The 16,082-nt window shown below is 42.0% G+C and carries 18 protein-coding genes and 1 pseudogene; 1 reads left to right on the top strand and 18 read right to left on the bottom strand.

Annotated elements, in window-relative coordinates; genetic code table 11:
• Positions 1–13 precede the first annotated feature (13 nt).
• The 13 genes and pseudogenes from glmU to metG form a co-directional block, all read right to left on the bottom strand.
• Positions 14–1,383, bottom strand: a pseudogene (gene glmU, locus GYO_RS21870) (bifunctional UDP-N-acetylglucosamine diphosphorylase/glucosamine-1-phosphate N-acetyltransferase GlmU).
• Between the two features lie 192 nt (positions 1,384–1,575).
• Positions 1,576–1,869: a septation regulator SpoVG gene (gene spoVG, locus GYO_RS21860; RefSeq protein ID WP_003218346.1), complete on the bottom strand. Its 294-nt coding sequence runs from the start codon at positions 1,867–1,869 to the stop codon at positions 1,576–1,578.
• Between the two features lie 195 nt (positions 1,870–2,064).
• The gene (ridA, locus tag GYO_RS21855; protein WP_003218344.1) at positions 2,065–2,442 is read right to left on the bottom strand and encodes a 2-iminobutanoate/2-iminopropanoate deaminase; all 378 of its coding nucleotides are present in this window, start codon (positions 2,440–2,442) and stop codon (positions 2,065–2,067) included.
• Entirely contained in the window at positions 2,439–3,296 is an 858-nt protein-coding gene (purR, locus tag GYO_RS21850; protein ID WP_003218342.1) for a pur operon repressor, read from the bottom strand. The genes ridA and purR overlap by 4 nt, the downstream gene beginning before the upstream one ends.
• Positions 3,297–3,351: 55 nt before the next feature.
• A complete protein-coding gene (gene ispE, locus GYO_RS21845) occupies positions 3,352–4,221 on the bottom strand; it encodes a 4-(cytidine 5'-diphospho)-2-C-methyl-D-erythritol kinase (protein WP_003218334.1) in 870 nt (289 codons plus the stop codon).
• Between the two features lie 147 nt (positions 4,222–4,368).
• Entirely contained in the window at positions 4,369–4,554 is a 186-nt protein-coding gene (locus GYO_RS21840) for a small, acid-soluble spore protein, alpha/beta type (protein ID WP_003218333.1), read from the bottom strand.
• Positions 4,555–4,713: 159 nt separating this feature from the next.
• Positions 4,714–4,974 carry a biofilm formation stimulator Veg gene (veg, locus tag GYO_RS21835; RefSeq protein ID WP_003218330.1) on the bottom strand — a complete coding sequence of 87 codons (261 nt, stop codon included), beginning with the start codon at positions 4,972–4,974 and terminating at the stop codon, positions 4,714–4,716.
• Positions 4,975–5,184: 210 nt separating this feature from the next.
• The gene (gene yabG / locus GYO_RS21830; RefSeq protein WP_014112299.1) at positions 5,185–6,057 is read right to left on the bottom strand and encodes a sporulation-specific protease PrtG; all 873 of its coding nucleotides are present in this window, start codon (positions 6,055–6,057) and stop codon (positions 5,185–5,187) included.
• A 160-nt stretch (positions 6,058–6,217) separates the two neighbouring features.
• Positions 6,218–7,096: a 16S rRNA (adenine(1518)-N(6)/adenine(1519)-N(6))-dimethyltransferase RsmA gene (rsmA, locus tag GYO_RS21825; RefSeq protein ID WP_014112298.1), complete on the bottom strand. Its 879-nt coding sequence runs from the start codon at positions 7,094–7,096 to the stop codon at positions 6,218–6,220.
• Positions 7,089–7,649 carry a ribonuclease M5 gene (gene rnmV, locus GYO_RS21820; RefSeq protein ID WP_014112297.1) on the bottom strand — a complete coding sequence of 187 codons (561 nt, stop codon included), beginning with the start codon at positions 7,647–7,649 and terminating at the stop codon, positions 7,089–7,091. The genes rsmA and rnmV overlap by 8 nt, the downstream gene beginning before the upstream one ends.
• A gap of 144 nt (positions 7,650–7,793) precedes the next feature.
• Positions 7,794–9,017: a ubiquitin-like domain-containing protein gene (locus tag GYO_RS21815; protein WP_014112296.1), complete on the bottom strand. Its 1,224-nt coding sequence runs from the start codon at positions 9,015–9,017 to the stop codon at positions 7,794–7,796.
• A gap of 245 nt (positions 9,018–9,262) precedes the next feature.
• Complete coding sequence (locus GYO_RS21810) at positions 9,263–10,030, bottom strand: TatD family hydrolase (RefSeq protein WP_014112295.1); 768 nt, start codon at positions 10,028–10,030, stop codon at positions 9,263–9,265.
• A gap of 78 nt (positions 10,031–10,108) precedes the next feature.
• Positions 10,109–12,103: a methionine--tRNA ligase gene (metG, locus tag GYO_RS21805; protein ID WP_014112294.1), complete on the bottom strand. Its 1,995-nt coding sequence runs from the start codon at positions 12,101–12,103 to the stop codon at positions 10,109–10,111.
• Positions 12,104–12,603: 500 nt separating this feature from the next.
• Here metG and abrB point away from each other — a divergent pair, with 500 nt between their 5' ends.
• The gene (gene abrB, locus GYO_RS21800) at positions 12,604–12,888 is read left to right on the top strand and encodes a transition state genes transcriptional regulator AbrB (protein ID WP_003218316.1); all 285 of its coding nucleotides are present in this window, start codon (positions 12,604–12,606) and stop codon (positions 12,886–12,888) included.
• 49 nt (positions 12,889–12,937) lie between these two features.
• On the opposite strand, the gene rsmI is transcribed toward abrB, so the two are convergent.
• The 5 genes from rsmI to ricT are packed head-to-tail and all read right to left on the bottom strand — an operon-like array spanning position 12,938 to position 16,080.
• Positions 12,938–13,816 carry a 16S rRNA (cytidine(1402)-2'-O)-methyltransferase gene (gene rsmI, locus GYO_RS21795; protein WP_014112293.1) on the bottom strand — a complete coding sequence of 293 codons (879 nt, stop codon included), beginning with the start codon at positions 13,814–13,816 and terminating at the stop codon, positions 12,938–12,940.
• Complete coding sequence (locus GYO_RS21790; RefSeq protein ID WP_014112292.1) at positions 13,791–14,090, bottom strand: GIY-YIG nuclease family protein; 300 nt, start codon at positions 14,088–14,090, stop codon at positions 13,791–13,793. The genes rsmI and GYO_RS21790 overlap by 26 nt, the downstream gene beginning before the upstream one ends.
• Complete coding sequence (locus GYO_RS21785; protein WP_014112291.1) at positions 14,077–14,820, bottom strand: tRNA1(Val) (adenine(37)-N6)-methyltransferase; 744 nt, start codon at positions 14,818–14,820, stop codon at positions 14,077–14,079. Before GYO_RS21785 ends, GYO_RS21790 begins: the two co-directional genes overlap by 14 nt.
• 58 nt (positions 14,821–14,878) lie before the next feature.
• On the bottom strand, positions 14,879–15,238 hold the full coding sequence (yabA, locus tag GYO_RS21780) for a DNA replication initiation control protein YabA (RefSeq protein ID WP_003218308.1): 360 nt from the start codon (positions 15,236–15,238) through the stop codon (positions 14,879–14,881).
• A 14-nt stretch (positions 15,239–15,252) separates the two neighbouring features.
• Positions 15,253–16,080: a competence/sporulation regulator complex protein RicT gene (gene ricT, locus GYO_RS21775; RefSeq protein ID WP_014112290.1), complete on the bottom strand. Its 828-nt coding sequence runs from the start codon at positions 16,078–16,080 to the stop codon at positions 15,253–15,255.
• Positions 16,081–16,082: the final 2 nt, after the last annotated feature.

The following is a 16,082-nucleotide window of genomic DNA, read 5'->3' as shown; positions in this document are numbered from 1 at the left end:
TCCGAATTTAGGATTATTTTTTATGAATATTTTTCACATAATCGTCTTTATTTACTTGTCTCGCTCTGGCAATAGCAAGCGCTTTTCCAGGTACATCTTCCGTAACAGTTGAACCTGCTGCAACATAAGCGCCTTCTCCGACTGTGACAGGGGCAACCAAGTTGGAATTGCAGCCGATAAACGCGCCATCTTCAATTTTCGTCAAATATTTATTCTTTCCATCATAATTGACAGTTATTGAACCGCAGCCCAAGTTTACATCTGTGCCTACCTCAGCATCACCGACATAGCTTAAATGCGAAGCCTTGCTTCGGTCTCCGAATTGAGTCTTTTTGATTTCAACAAAATTTCCGATCTTCACTTCATTCCCGATGACAGAATCAGGTCTGATGTGAGCAAAAGGTCCTATGTTTACATCATTCCCCACTTTACTGTGATTGACTACCGATTGTTTAATAACCGTACGGCTGCCAATGGAACTATTCATAATCTCCGTATGAGGTCCGATAATCGTATCTTCTCCGATTTGCACCTCACCTTTAATCACAGTTCCGGGATAAATTACAGTATCGCTTCCGATGACAGCGTCAGGAGAAATATACGTATTCATCGGGTCAATCAGCGTTACGCCATTTTGCATATGCCGTTTATTAATACGCTCTTTCATAAATTGTTCTGCCTGAGAAAGAGCAACTCTATCATTAACTCCGAGCGTTTCTTGGAAATTATCAGTCTGGTAAGCGGCAACAGTTTCGCCTTCGTTTTTAAGAATCTCTATGACATCCGGCAAATAGTACTCGCCTTGAGCATTATCATTAGACACCAGATCAATGGCCCGGAATAGCGCTTCATTATCAAAACAATACGTACCGGTATTGATCTCAGTCACAAGACGTTCTTCTTCAGAGGCGTCCTTATGCTCAACGATTTTTTGAACCGCTCCGTTTTCGCCGCGAATAATGCGGCGTATCCGGTTGGATCTTCTGCAACCGCAGTTAAAATCGTAGCTTTTGCTTCTCTTTGTGTATGTTCTTTCAGCATCTGTTCCATTGTCTCTGCTGTTAAAAGCGGCGTATCTCCGCAAATGACAATCGTGACGCCTTTTTCGTCAGCAAGAAATGGCTGTGCCTGTTTTACAGCATGAGCAGTGCCAAGCTGTTCTGCTTGAAGCGCGTACTCGCTTTTTTCACCAAGCTGCTTTTTCACTTCTTCCGCACCATGTCCGACAATCGTGACAAGCTTCGATAAAGATAACTTTAAGGCTTCGTCCACGACGTGCTCTACCATAGGCTTACCGCAAACTGGATGAAGGACTTTATAAAGCTTTGATTTCATTCTCGTTCCTTGTCCAGCCGCTAAAACAACTGCAAACCGCTTATCCATTTATTGGCCTCCAATATCCCTTTTATCCATAGAAAAATATATCCTAAATATCTTCTGATTTCAAGGAGACTTCATGAAGTGCAAGAATTTTCTATTGAGTGCAATTAAGTTTGAAAAATCAGAATTAAAAAAGGACCGCCGGCAAAAGGCTTTTGTCAGCCCTTTCAGCAGTCCTTGCTTTTTGGTTATTTTTTAAGAAGCTCCAGCTTCTTCGAATTCTAATGCTTCAGTGTCACCCAGACGATGATACTCATTTAACACGGCATCTTGAATCTTTCCTCGCGTGCTTGAATTAATAGGATGAGCGATATCGCGGAACTCTCCATCAGGGGTGCGTTTACTCGGCATCGCAACGAAAAGACCATTGTTTCCATCAATCACACGAATATCATGAACAACAAATTCGTGATCCAGCGTGATGGATGCAATCGCTCTCATGCGACCATCGGTATTCACGCGGCGTAATCTTACGTCAGTAACTTCCACAGTAGTTCACCACCTTTTCCCTATATAAAAGCATTAGTGTATCAATTCCACGATTTTTTTTGAAATCCTGCATGTTTTTAAAATATTTTTTGAAAAAATAGGATATAGTTACACAATTAGGTCATAAAGCTTTCATTTCGGGCATAAGGTAAATAAAAAAGTGATTCCGAGCTCACCCAGAATCACTTTTTCTTATTATTTTACCAATGCAATAACTTCGATCTCGACCAGTGCGTCCTTCGGGAGCCTCGCGACTTCAACACAAGATCTCGCCGGTTTGTGAGTGTCAAAATATTGTCCGTACACTTCGTTTACTTCCGCAAACTGTTCCATATCCGCGATAAATACAGTTGCTTTTACAACTGTTTCTAAAGAAGCACCTGCTTCTTCCAGCACTGCTTTTAAGTTGCTGAATACTTGATGAGTCTGCTCCTTAATATCACCGTTCACCATTTCGCCTGAAGGAGTCAAAGGAATTTGCCCTGAGCTGTAAAACATATTATTTACGATAATCCCTTGTGAGTAAGGCCCGATTGCCGCTGGGGCATGTTTTGTGTGGACTGCTTTTGTCATGATTCCGTCTCTCCATTCTTTAAAAGATTGTCTTTAAAAAAACGCAGAAAATTGCCATTCTGAATTTCAATGGACTTCTCTTTCATGTTGATGGTTGAAAGAGTAAGCAGTGACATATATTCATCAACAAGACGTTCATCTACTCCTTCGGCTTCAACTAGGACGCCGATCCCCGCCACATTCGCGTTAAACTCATCCAACAGGTTAATCATACCATTAATTGTGCCGCCTGCTTTCATAAAGTCATCAATAATGAGTACGTTTGAACCCGTTTTCATGCTTCTTTTCGCAAGTGACATCGTTTGAATGCGGTTTGAGGAGCCTGAGACGTAATTAATGCTGACTGTGGAGCCTTCTGTTACCTTGTTGTCTTTGCGAACGATGACGACAGGCACATTCAGATAGCTCGCAGCTGCGTACGCCAGAGGGATGCCTTTCGTGGCAACGGTCATGACAACATCAATTTCGCGCTCTGCAAACACAGAAGCAAACAGCTTCCCTACCTTGGAGAGTACAGATGGCTTTCCTAAGATATCCGTTAAATATACATAACCGCCCGGAAGGATACGCTCAGGATTTGCCAGCGACTGTCCAAGTGTCTGCACAAACTCTTCAGCTTCAGCCTGCTTCATTTTCGGAATATATTTGACGCCTCCGGCAGCTCCGGGAACAGTAAGCAAAGTACCGATCCCCTGCTGCTCGAAGGTTTGCTTAATAATTGTTAAATCTTCACTGATCGATGATTTTGCAGATTCATACCGCTCAGAAAAAAAGGTTAGCGGTATTAACTCGTGCGGATGGGTTAACAAGTAATTTGTTAAGTCCACCAATCTGCCGCTGCGACGAAACTTCATGAACTTACCCCCAAAATCCGAATATTTTAAGATCAATATAACTTAACATACGGATTTAATCAAGAGCGTTCTGTTCGCCGATCATTCTCACCGCATAAACCTGATCGCAGAAGCCTCTTAACCCGTTATAAATTCTCTGCACCTTCGACTCATACTGAACCAGTCCAAACACTGTCGGGCCGCTCCCGCTCATTAACACGGCATCTGCGCCAAAGCGTTTCATCTGGTTTTTGATCATCGCGACTTCAGGGTGCATATCAAGCGTTACAGATTCAAGCACATTGCCTAAACGGCTGCACATCTTTTGAAAACTCTTTTCCTCTATAGCCTCAATCATGCCATGTACATCGGGATGCTCTACATCATCCACCTTTAGCTGTCTGTACACTTCAGCAGTTGAAACACCGATTGTCGGCTTCGCTAAAATGACCCAGCAATGCGGAGGCGTGCTGATGTGTTTAATTTTCTCGCCGCGTCCTGTTGCTAGTGCAGTTCCGCCATAGACACAAAATGAAACGTCGGAGCCAATTTCCGCTCCAAGCTCAGCAAGCGTTTCTGCTGAAAGATTTAAATTCCACAGCCTGTTCAGCCCTCTAAGGGTTGCCGCCGCATCACTGCTTCCGCCGGCAAGACCGGCAGCCACCGGAATCACCTTCGTAATCATGATGGAAACTCCCTTTTTCACGTTGTATCTGTCCTTGATCAGCTTGGCAGCCTGATAAGCTAAGTTTCTTTGGTCATCAGGCACAAAACGGTTGTGGGAGGAAACCCTCACTTCATCCTCTGCCAGCTCCGTCAATTCAATCCGATCCGCTAAATCAATCGTCGTCATGATCATTTCGACTTCATGATAGCCATCCGGGCGTTTTCGGGTGACGTCAAGTGACAGATTGATCTTTGCTGGCGCTTTTTCTAAAATACGCATAGCTTTCACCTACTTCTCCATCTAAACATAAGTATGAACATTGTATCACATTTGAAGTACAGGATGAACATATCCATATTGCAGCCAATTATGTATTTATATCCAACACAAAAAACCGGGGAACGGCACGTCCCCCGGGTCACATCCTTATCGGTTATTCTGGTTCTGAGCCATTTGCTGTTCGGCGATTTCAATGGCGCGCTTTACCATGTTACCGGCATCGCGGGCCCGAATTTCGCCCCAGCCGCCATTTTTGACTGTGTCATAAAAACCAAGGTCTTTAGCCAGCTCATATTTAAACTCATCTGACATAACTCCACGACGTCTGCCCAAACGAAACAACCCCTTTTTTAGAAGTGATAGCCATTCGTGCACGTCACGATAATGTGTGACCGTTTTATCTTTTGCTAAATCAGATGGAACTTTCGTTAAAATTACTGGAAACCAAAAAAGGGCAAAACAAAAAGCAGTAAACAAAAGGTTCACTGCCCGTTAAAATGCCACTGAGCTTGCGGCGTCATCATTAAAAGTCAGCTCAACAGTCTCAGTCAAAATATCAGCATAACTGTATGAAACTCTTTCAAACGAGTTCTCGTCTTGATCTAGTTGTATCACAAAAACAGAAGGGTACGTCTCAGCTAAAATGCCCGAACGCTCAATCGTTTTTCGGCGGCCACCGTTTGCTTTTAACGTCAGCCTTTTACCTAAATTCCCATCAAGCGATCTTTTAATATCGGACAACGTCTTCGCCATTGCATCCACCTCACTATATTTATTGTACAACACGAGCCCATTTTTGTCAAATAAAATTTAAATTATATCAACGTTAATAAGACGTTGTCAATAAAATTATTTTGACAAAATTCTATGATTCCTCAATTATTTTCCGCAAGTTTCGGTAAATTATGTATCATTATGTAAAATAAAAAACCCGCATAGATCTCCTATACAGGTTTTCAGCTGTTAATTAGACTTATAAGGCATTCCAATTCTCAGCACTCCTCTTGTTTCAATACCTCCAAGCCCTTTCTCTCTTGTCAGCGTATTTCGGAGCACCTCCCATACATTGATTCGTTCCATAAACGGCGTAAAGCTGATTTTCGCGACGATATATACCGGATCAAGCGCATGAATGTTGACTCTTGATGGTGAACTCGCGAAATTTGCCCCCGCTCTTATGAGTGATTCAAAATGGGATTGGCAGGCCCCCGCAAAAATAACAAGCTGATCTAAGTGAGGGGTCTTTTTTCGGGCGTTTTGCACCGTTTCAACAAAGTGCTTTGAATGTCTGTACGCGTTCAAATCATCAATGCTGCCCTTTTGCTTCGAGTACGCATCATGTCCTGTTATCACCAGAATGTCAGGTCGATATTTGTCGAGCAATTCTTCAATAGAAGCAGACATTTTCTTTTCATGGCAATGGATGCCGTAGACCGGAACTCCAATTTTTTTATAGACATTCAAGCATTTTTTCAGATATGCTTCATCACCGTCCAGATGAAGCACCTTGCCCGGCATATGAAAATAATGCTCCTGATGCTGATATTGGCTTGTCGCGTAGTACTCCTGCTTTTCTCTGAGCAGCTTATAATCCTGGCGGAGCAATTCGAGCGATTCATTCATTCTGCTCTCATCTTTCTTTTTCCGCATCATCTGCTCATCTTTTTTCACTGCTACCAGATCAGAAAAATCCGAATCAGCAATCAGCCTGACTTCATCACCATGCAAAATAGCGATTGAATTTCCTTTGCTTGTTTGCTCTATTCCTATAATGCGAAACAAAACATCCATTTGATAGGATTTTCTGGCTACCATATCCCCTATTTGAAATTGCACGTTCCTCACTCCACACATAGACTAAGCCTCATCATGAAAGAAAGAGCCTTGAGAAAGCGCCTTTTTTCGCTGAGTCCAAGTTTTTCTTATCATTGAATGAAAGGTCCTTCTCTAGCCTATGTAGCGGCAGTCCATGTGGTGCGCAAAACAAAAAGCCCTTTTAGAAAAGGGCTTTATACAATCCGTTAGACAGCGCTGCGAACTCCTCGATAGACAGGGATTCACCTCGGCGCTTGCCGTCAATATTTGTTTCTTCCAGCACTTGCTCAATCGTTGATTTTCGTGCTTTTCCTTCAGGCAAGTTGTTGACTAAGTTATTGAGCAGCGTTTTACGGCGCTGAGCAAAGCTTGCCTTGATTAACTGAAAGAAAAAGGCTTCGTTTTCCACGTCCACTGCCGGGCCGTCGCGGAGAATCAGCCGAATGACTGCGGAATCAACGTTAGGCTGAGGAACAAACACAGTTTTCGGAACTGTCATCACCGTTTTGGCTTCTGTATAAAATTGCACCGCGATTGAAAGCGAGCCGTATTCCTTAGATGAAGGGTCTGCCGCCATGCGCTCTGCCACTTCTTTTTGCAGCATGACCACAATCCCTTTCAGCGGAAGATGTTCTTCAAGCAGTTTCATGATAATCGGCGTTGTCACGTAATAAGGAAGATTGGCTACAACCATGATCTCATCACAGTCTTGAAATTGTTCTTCAATGACCGATTTGACATCCGCCTTTAATACGTCCTGATGAATGACAGTGACATTGTCGTAAGGAGACAGCGTATCCTTCAGGATCGGCAATAATCGTTGGTCAATCTCAAATGCCACGACCTTTTTCGCCCGCTTGGCAATCTGTTCGGTCAATGCCCCGATTCCCGGGCCGATTTCTATGACACCTGTTTTCTCCGTCACTTCCGCGTGATCGACAATTCTGTCTAAAATGTTCGTATCAATTAAGAAATTCTGTCCTAAGCTCTTTTTAAATGAAAAACCGTATTTCTTCAGTATTTCTTTCGTTCTAATCGGTGTCGCAATATCTTTATTCATTCTGTTCCTCCCGCTTAACGGTATCGAGCGCACTCATAAAATCACTTTTTTTAATTTGAAACATTTGCAGCCGTTTTTGAAGCTGTTTGCCATTTGTATAACCGATTTTCAACAGTTCACCCAGTCGTTCGCGCCGGCGTTTGGCCGCAGATCCGCCAATCAGCCCAGCATGAATCAAATCTTCAGCTGAAATGTCACTCGGCTTCGCTTCCATCTCTTCGTGCACGTTTTCTAAACATGCCCTAATACTTTCAATCGATGCGTGCTCCACACCAATTCCCCGCTTGTTTTTAGGTTTGGCAAGATGCTTTGGCAAAAATGCATGCTTACAGCCGGGTACAGCCTCTGAAATGGTTTTGCGGATCTTCTCTCCCGGGAAGTCCGGATCCGTTAAAATGATGACGCCTCTGGTCTTCTGAGCCAAACGGATTTGGTCAATCACTTGATCATCGATGGCTGAACCATTTGTTTCAATTGTGTCTGCATCAACAGCCAATTTGATGCGGGCCGTATCGTCACGCCCCTCGACCACAATGATCTCTTTTATTTTCATTATTTCCTCCAAAACAAAATAAAAACTTTTGTATACTCATGAAACTTTTTCTTATGTCGAGCGTCTAATAAGCAGAAAATACACTTTGTCTATTATAACGAAAAAAACAGAGGGCGCAAAACCCTCTGAATACATAAGTATATATTAATTTAAGATTTTAATTTTGACTGTTTTATTTCCCCATCGGTACGCCGATGATTTCTCCGGGAAAAAGACGTCTATTTTGTTCCCTTTAATTGCTGAACCAGTATCTGCAGCAATGGCATACCCATAGCCCTCAACATGGACTTTCGAGCCTAACGGAATGACATTTGGATCTACGGCGATAACTTTGGCATTCGGATTATTTTTTAAATTGACGCCTGTAGCTGTATGTCCTGAACAACCGCTGCAGCTAGCCGTATAAGCCGTAGATGATACAGTCATGACTTTGCCTGTTGATTCATTGCTGCGGGACACAACTGTTTTTGAATCACCGGAAGCACTGACCTTTTCAATCTTTGGACTGCTTTGCTTTGTTCCGACAGCAATCACCTTATCTTTGCTTTGTTCAGCTGTTTCTTCTTTTACAAGCTCTCTGGACACTTCTTTGCCGTTTTCTTTAACGACTTCGAAATGTTTTTTAAGCTTGCCTTCTTTTCCTTTTTGGACGACCTTTTCTTTCCCTTTTTCAAGAGAAGCGTCTTCTTGCTTTTTCACATCGAACGCGATTTTCTCTTCAACTACATCGGTGACCTTTTCGATACGAGTAATTGTAATATCAGCCTTTCCTTTCGTCAGCTTTGCATCTAACGCAGGCTTGATTTTATCTTCGTCTTTTATGTTCATCTTTTGCTGTTTTAAAAAGTCAGCGACCGTAGTCGAAGTCGTCCAGATCTTCTTTTGTTTTCCTGCATCATTCACAGTAACTTGGAACGCGGGTTCTATGTTAATCTTCATGTCTTTCGAAATATCTGTATCTATTGCGGGATCAATTTGATCTTGTTCTTTCACATCAACATCTTGTTCGTCCAGTAATGCACCGACCGTTTTTGCTGTTGACCATAATGTCTTTTCTTCCCCGTTTATTGTAAGCTTCACAGGTTTTGCAGCCTCATACACAACGTCCAGATCTGCTGTTATCTTTGTCTGTTTAGCAGGTGTGATCTTGTCTTCGTCTCTTGTCTCTATATCAAGCGTCTCTAAAAGATCACTGACTGTTTTTGCATGTGTGCGTATATGTTTCTTTTTGCCATTGATAGAAACTGAGACTGATTGTTTTGTCAGCTCATGAGCCGCGTACGCAGTCCCGCTTCCTGCCAAAAGCAAACAAGCAGCAACCAGAATGACTTTGCTTTTGCTAAGCTTTACGGAAAACAGCTTTTTCATTTTTTGTGTGATGAAAAACGCCTCCTTCTCCTCGGAGAGATTATATAGAGTATCTAAAAGGCTGTCAACCCTCCCCTCTCTTTCTCCAAAAAGCTCAGTGTCTTCTTCATTATCCTGAATTACACTGAGAAACGGAAGAAAGACTTGTCGACAAACCTATCCTATGAGGAGAAGAAAGCATGTAGAACTTTTATAGAAAAACGCTGTAGGGGACAAGCTCTTACAAAACCTGCTAGCGTTTTTTGTCAGTTTATACGGAAAAGTCTTTTTGCATTTTCAGTCGTGATTGATGCAATCTCTTCAAAGGTCATTCCTTTTAATTCAGCGATTTGCTCTGCCACATATTTCACATAGCTTGGCTCATTTCTTTTCCCGCGGAAAGGATGAGGTGTGAGAAACGGGCAGTCAGTTTCAATCAGCAACCGTTCATTCGGGATTTCCTTCACAACTTCCTTCGGCTTCTTCGCATTTTTGAATGTCACCGGTCCCCCAAATGATAAATAAAAATTCATTTTCATGCATTCTCTCGCCACTTCCGCACTTCCTGTAAAGCAGTGCATAATTCCACCCACAGCTTCTGCGCCTTCCTCTTTCAAAATTGTCACGACATCCTCCGTTGCATCACGGTTGTGAATGATAATAGGAAGGTTGACCTCTTTTGCTAAGGCGATTTGTTTTCTGAACACCTCTTTTTGAACATCTTTAGGAGATTTATCCCAATGATAATCCAGTCCCATTTCACCTATTGCTACCACTTTCTCATGAGCAGACAGCTCTTTAATCCACGCTAAATCTTCCTCTATCATATCAATCGCGTCAACCGGATGCCAGCCAATGGCTGCATAAATAAAATCATATTCTTCAATCATTTCCATCGCACGAGTAATCGTCGGACGGTCAAAACCAACTACAACAATTCGTTCTACTTTTTCAGCTTTTGCCCGTTCAATAACCTCCTCTAGATCAGTATCATATTGTTCTGCATTTAAATGCGCGTGTGTGTCAAACAACATAAGTCAAAAACTCCTTTCTTGTCGAAACACAAAAGGTGTTCGACGAATTGTTACACGTGAAACACCTTTTGTTTATCATTATTTAATTCTTGTGCCTTTTGGTAACGACTGATCGATAGACACGACTTTTAATACGCCGTCTGCTTCCCCTGCAAGGATCATACCTTGAGAAAGCTCTCCTCTCAGTTTAACCGGTTTTAAATTTGTTACACAAACGAGTTTTTTCCCAACAAGCTCTTCAGGCGTATAATGCTTCGCAATGCCGGATACGACTTGGCGTTTTTCAAAACCAAGATCCAGCTGCAACTTCAATAAACGGTCCGCTTTTTTCACCGGCTCTGCCTGAATGACCTCAGCCACGCGAAGTTCTACATCCATAAATTGATCAATCGTAATTTCAGGTAACCGATCAACCTCTTGCGGCTCTTGTTCTTTTGTTTCTTCTTTAGCTGGCGCTGAGCCCTGCATTTTCCCTTTGATGTAAGCAATTTCTTCTTCTGCCTCTAAACGAGGGAACAACGGCTCGCCTTTTTGTACTTTTGTATCTTTCAGCTGGCCGAAAGCTGTAATGCTGTCCCAAGCTTTTAAAGCTTCATCAGTAATGCCCAGCTGCTCGAACATTTTTTCTGGTGTCTTTGTTAAGAATGGCTGAAGCAGCACAGCTGAAATACGCAATGATTCAGCAAGGTGATACATCACTGATTGCAGTTCTTCTTCTTTTGCCGGATCTTTGGCAAGCACCCATGGAGCTGTCTCATCAATGTATTTGTTGGTACGGCTGATTAGCTGCCATAATGTCGAAAGAGCTACTGAGAATTCCATGTTTTCCATTGCTTTCTCGTAAGCCTTTACTGTTTCTTCAGCGACTGAAGTGAGCGTTTGGTCAAATTCTGTCACGGCACCCTTGTAAGAACCGATTTGTCCGTCAAAATACTTATTGATCATCGCAACCGTACGGTTCAATAGGTTTCCTAAATCATTCGCTAGATCATAGTTAATCCGCTCAACAAAACCTTCCGGCGTGAATACACCGTCTGATCCGAATGGCACTTCGCGAAGCAGGTAATAGCGAAGCTCATCTAAACCGTAGCGTTCAATTAATGTAACCGGATCTACAACGTTCCCTTTTGATTTCGACATTTTTCCGTCTTTCATCAAAAGCCAGCCATGCGCAAATACTTGCTTCGGCAGCGGCAGATCCAGAGCCATCAGCATAATTGGCCAGTAAATGGTATGGAATCGCACAATCTCCTTACCGACTAAATGCACATCGGCAGGCCAATATTTTTGATAAAGCTCATCATTTTCTGTATCATAACCGAGTGCTGTTAAATAGTTAAATAGCGCGTCGATCCAAACATATACAACGTGCTTTGGATTTTCCGGCACCTTCACACCCCAGTCAAAAGTGGTGCGTGATACAGCCAAATCCTCAAGTCCAGGCTTGATAAAGTTGTTAATCATTTCGTTTTTGCGTGATTCCGGCTGAATGAATGTCGGGTTTTCTTCATAGTATTTCAGAAGACGATCCGCATATTTACCCATACGGAAGAAATAAGATTCCTCTTTGATTAATTCAACTGGGTGTCCGCTGTCAGGGCTTTTACCGCCGATGACCTCTCCCTTTTCATTTCGCTCGATATCAACCAGCTGAGTTTCCGTGTAGAACGTTTCATCCGGGATACTGTACCAGCCTTCATATTCATCAAGATAGATGTCCCCGTTATCAAGAAGCTTTTGAAACACCTTTTCAATCACAACTTTATGCCGTTTTTCTGTCGTACGGATAAAGTCGTCGTTTGAGATTTCAAGCTGCTTCCACAGTTTCTGAATATCTGCCGCTGCACGGTCCACATACTCCTGAGGTGTAATGTTTTCCTGTTCAGCTTTTTGCTGGATTTTTTGTCCATGCTCGTCCGTTCCTGTTAAATAGCAAACATCGAACCCTTTTAATCTTTTGTAGCGTGCCATTGCATCTCCCGCGACTGTCGTATATGCATGGCCGATATGTAATTTCCCGCTCGGATAATAAATCGGTGTTGTAATGTAAAATGTATTGTTTTCTTGCGGCATCTTGAAACCTCCCAATCAGAATGTCAAAAAGCTCCCGCCCAAAGGACGAGAGCGGCGATAAGTGCAAATCATATATGATTATTATTTATATTTATCCTTTATCTATGATACCATCTTAGCCTTTAAGATCAAGAATATATACGTATGCCCTGAAAAAGAATAATTAAAATTAAAAATCTTTAATGAAAGTAAAAAAAGTCTGTTCATGTCGAATTTTGTCGTATATAATCAAATGAAATAAAAAACCTTGGTTCGAAAGTCTTGATTTAAAAGGATTTTTAGTAGGATAATAGCTTTATTAAAAATTTATAAAAGGCTGTTATTTCAGTAGTTTCTGATACATTACTGACTATAAGAACTAATTCTTACAATCAATAGCAAACAAAATGATTGACGATTATTGGAAACCTTGTTATGCTATGAAGGTAAGGATTTTGTCGAATAATGACGAAGAAAAATATAATTTAAACAAATAATCATCTCTTGGGAGGAGAAAGTTTATGAAATCTACTGGTATTGTACGTAAAGTTGATGAATTAGGACGTGTAGTTATTCCTATCGAATTGCGTCGTACTCTTGGAATCGCAGAAAAAGATGCTCTTGAAATTTATGTTGATGACGAAAAAATCATCCTTAAAAAATATAAACCAAACATGACTTGCCAAGTAACTGGTGAAGTTTCTGATGATAACCTTAAACTTGCAGGCGGTAAATTGGTTCTTAGTAAAGAAGGCGCTGAGCAAATCATCAGCGAAATCCAAAACCAGCTTCAAAACCTTAAATAATCATTTCTTATACAAAAAACGTTCTTGTTATGACACAAGAACGTTTTTTTTATTGCTGAATATGGTAAGCATCGTACACTTCACGCTTTGGAACATTGCGATCGACTGCTGCTTTTTTAATAGCTTCTTTAGAAGTAGCGCCTTTCGAGATGTAATGTTCGACATGTTCTTTCAACGTGAGGGTTTCCCACCATTGTGTTTCCTCATCTGATTCTTCATTTTTACTGCCTTCTACGACGAGACAAAACTCACCACGTATTTGATCCTCGTTTGCCCATTCAATGACCTCAGTTATCGTGCCTCTGATAAACTCTTCATATTTCTTTGTGAGTTCGCGCGTTACAGCCATTTCCCGATCGCCTAATATCTCTGCCATCACTGATAAAGTTTCCTTCAATCTATGAGGCGCTTCATAAAAGATGATTGTTTCCTTCCGTTTTTTAAGACCTTCAAGCTCCTTCTTCTTTTCTTTTTTCTGTCTGTTGAGAAAACCGTAAAAGAAGAAAGGCTGCGGTACAATACCTGAAGCGATTAGAGCCGTTAATGCAGCATTTGCTCCCGGCAGCGGAACAACATAGCCGCCTATCTCCGTAAAATCCTTCACGATTTCCGCCCCTGGGTCAGAAATTGTCGGCAACCCGGCATCACTGACAAGAGCAATGTTTTTTCCCGACTTCAGCCATTCTATAATTTTGTGGCCGCTGCTCTCTTTATTATGTTCGTGATAACTAACGAGCGGTGTTTCAATTTCATATACATGACAAAGTTTTTTCGTTTGTCTCGTATCTTCCGCAGCAATCGCATCCACTGATTTCAGCGTGTCAATCGCCCGGAATGTCATATCCTCTAAATTTCCAATTGGGGTTGGGACCAAATAAAGAATCCCCATGTCCGACTTTCCATTAAAGCTCATTTGGCGCCTTAACATATACAGCCTCCTTGCTGTTCCGCTTTTCTTCTATATAAAGCTCTTTTTTCTTTCGAGTCAGTTTTTTGAAATAATATTCCGCCTGCATGGCTTCCCGCTTTGTTGTGAAAGCTTCGGCAAAAATCAATTCAACCGGACGTCTTACTTTTGTATACTTTGCGCCCTTTCCATCATTGTGTGTTTTTACCCGTTTCTGCAGATCGTTGGTATACCCAGCATACCAGCTGTTGTCCCTGCACTGTACGACGTAGAAGAAATGGTTATTTGTCTCCATATAAAATGGACCTGATTTCTTTTGTATATTCATTTTGTTCGTCATAAACGAACAGAGGAGGAAGAATTTTTAAATCCGGACGCCCGCCTTTAATACCCTCTACCAAAATGGTATTGGCTTCTTTCCCTTGCTTCGGATAAACAAATTGCACACGCTTCGGCTCGATTTGGTAAGCCTTCATCAGTTCAAAAATCTCCAAAAGCCGTCCCGGCCTGTGAACAAGGGCTGCCTTTCCTCCTTGCTTGAGCAGCTTGCTGCTGACTGAAATGACATCCTCCAGTGTGCAGTGGATTTCATGTCTGGCGATTCGGAGATGCTCATTCATGTTTTGTTCAGTTTGTTTCGGTGTTTTAAAATACGGGGGATTGCAGGTGACAACATCATATCGATTATGTCCCAACTTCTCCGGCATGTTTTTCAGATCATCATGTATGATCTGAATCTGATCCTGCAGCTTATTATACTCCACACTGCGAACAGCCATATCATGGAGTCTTTCTTGAATTTCAACTCCAAGAATGTCTGCTTTTGATCTTGTACTGAGCAGCAGCGGCACAATGCCATTGCCGGTGCATAGATCAACGATTTTTCCTTTTTGAATCGGAACGTAGGCAAACTTGGACAGAAGCACAGCGTCCAATGAAAATGCAAACACCGTTGGACTTTGTATGATTTTCATGTCCTCTGCCAGCAAATAATCTAATCTTTCATCATCACGTAATGAAACCATCTTCTTATCCTTTCAGTACCTTTGAAAAAGGCTCCCGTCTTATGCGGAAGCCTTTTCCTTATTTTTTATTTAAGAATGACAGACAGAAAAGACAATCTTCTTTTCGAACACTTCCATAGTGGACATTGCAGATATGAAATCCTTCTTGATACAGACGTGCCAGATTATCATATCCTTCCCCTATATCAGTTTGCTCTGTCTTCTGTGTTTTTGATTCTTTTTTATCAGCTTTGAACTTTTCAATCTGCTGCGTCGTATCGTCCAGCCGTTTGCGCAAATGCTTGTTTTCAAGCTGTAAATGATGATTTTCTTCAATCATCTCACCGATATGCTGCTTCAAATCCCCCAGCTGCCGGTACAGTGAGCCAATTTGTTCTTCTAAGTTAATGACTGTATCAAATAACTCTTTTTTATCCAAGGTTCCACACCTCGTTAATCTGTGGTTTGTGCGGATACGACGCCCTCTTCCAAGAGCTCTTCCCAAGTATATTCTATCACTTTTTCACGGTTTATCAGTTCCACCTGAAGCACCCGTTCCAGAATATTAAGTCCAACGACCTTTGCGGGGCCGTTTGCTGTCGTAATCATTTCTCCAATATCCGGAAGCTGTTCTTTTGCCGTCTCATACTCATCGTTCTCATATTTTAGACAGCACATCAAACGTCCGCAAAGACCTGAAATCTTCGTAGGATTTAAAGACAAGTTCTGATCCTTGGCCATTTTAATGGAAACGGGTTCAAAATCTCCAAGGAACGTTGAACAGCAAAGCATTCTTCCGCAAGGACCGATTCCTCCGAGCATTTTCGCCTCATCCCTTACTCCGATTTGGCGCAGCTCAATTCTTGTTTTAAAGATAGAAGCCAAATCTTTTACAAGCTCTCTAAAGTCTACTCGGCCGTCAGCAGTGAAGTAAAAAATGACTTTATTGCGGTCAAACGTAAATTCGACATCGACCAGCTTCATATCCAAGCCATGTTCAACCACTTTCTTTTGGCAGATGTCAAATGCTGATAAAGCTTCCTGTTTATTTTCTTCTACGATGAGAAGATCGCGTTCGTCAGCCACACGTATCACTTTTCGAAGGGGCAGCACGACATCATGCTCATCCACCTGTTTATTCGCAATCACGACCTGGCCGTACTCAACGCCTCTGACAGTTTCTACAATTACGCAGCTGTCTTGTTCTATATGAAATCCATTTGGATCAAAATAATATATTTTACCCGCTTTCTTAAAGCGGACTCCAATTACATTGTACAAGC

It is taken from the genome of Bacillus spizizenii TU-B-10 (genome assembly GCF_000227465.1).
Taxonomy (GTDB): Bacteria; Bacillota; Bacilli; order Bacillales; family Bacillaceae; genus Bacillus; species Bacillus spizizenii.
Note: the sequence above shows the minus strand (reverse complement) of the source record. Positions and strands in the feature narration are given on the sequence as shown.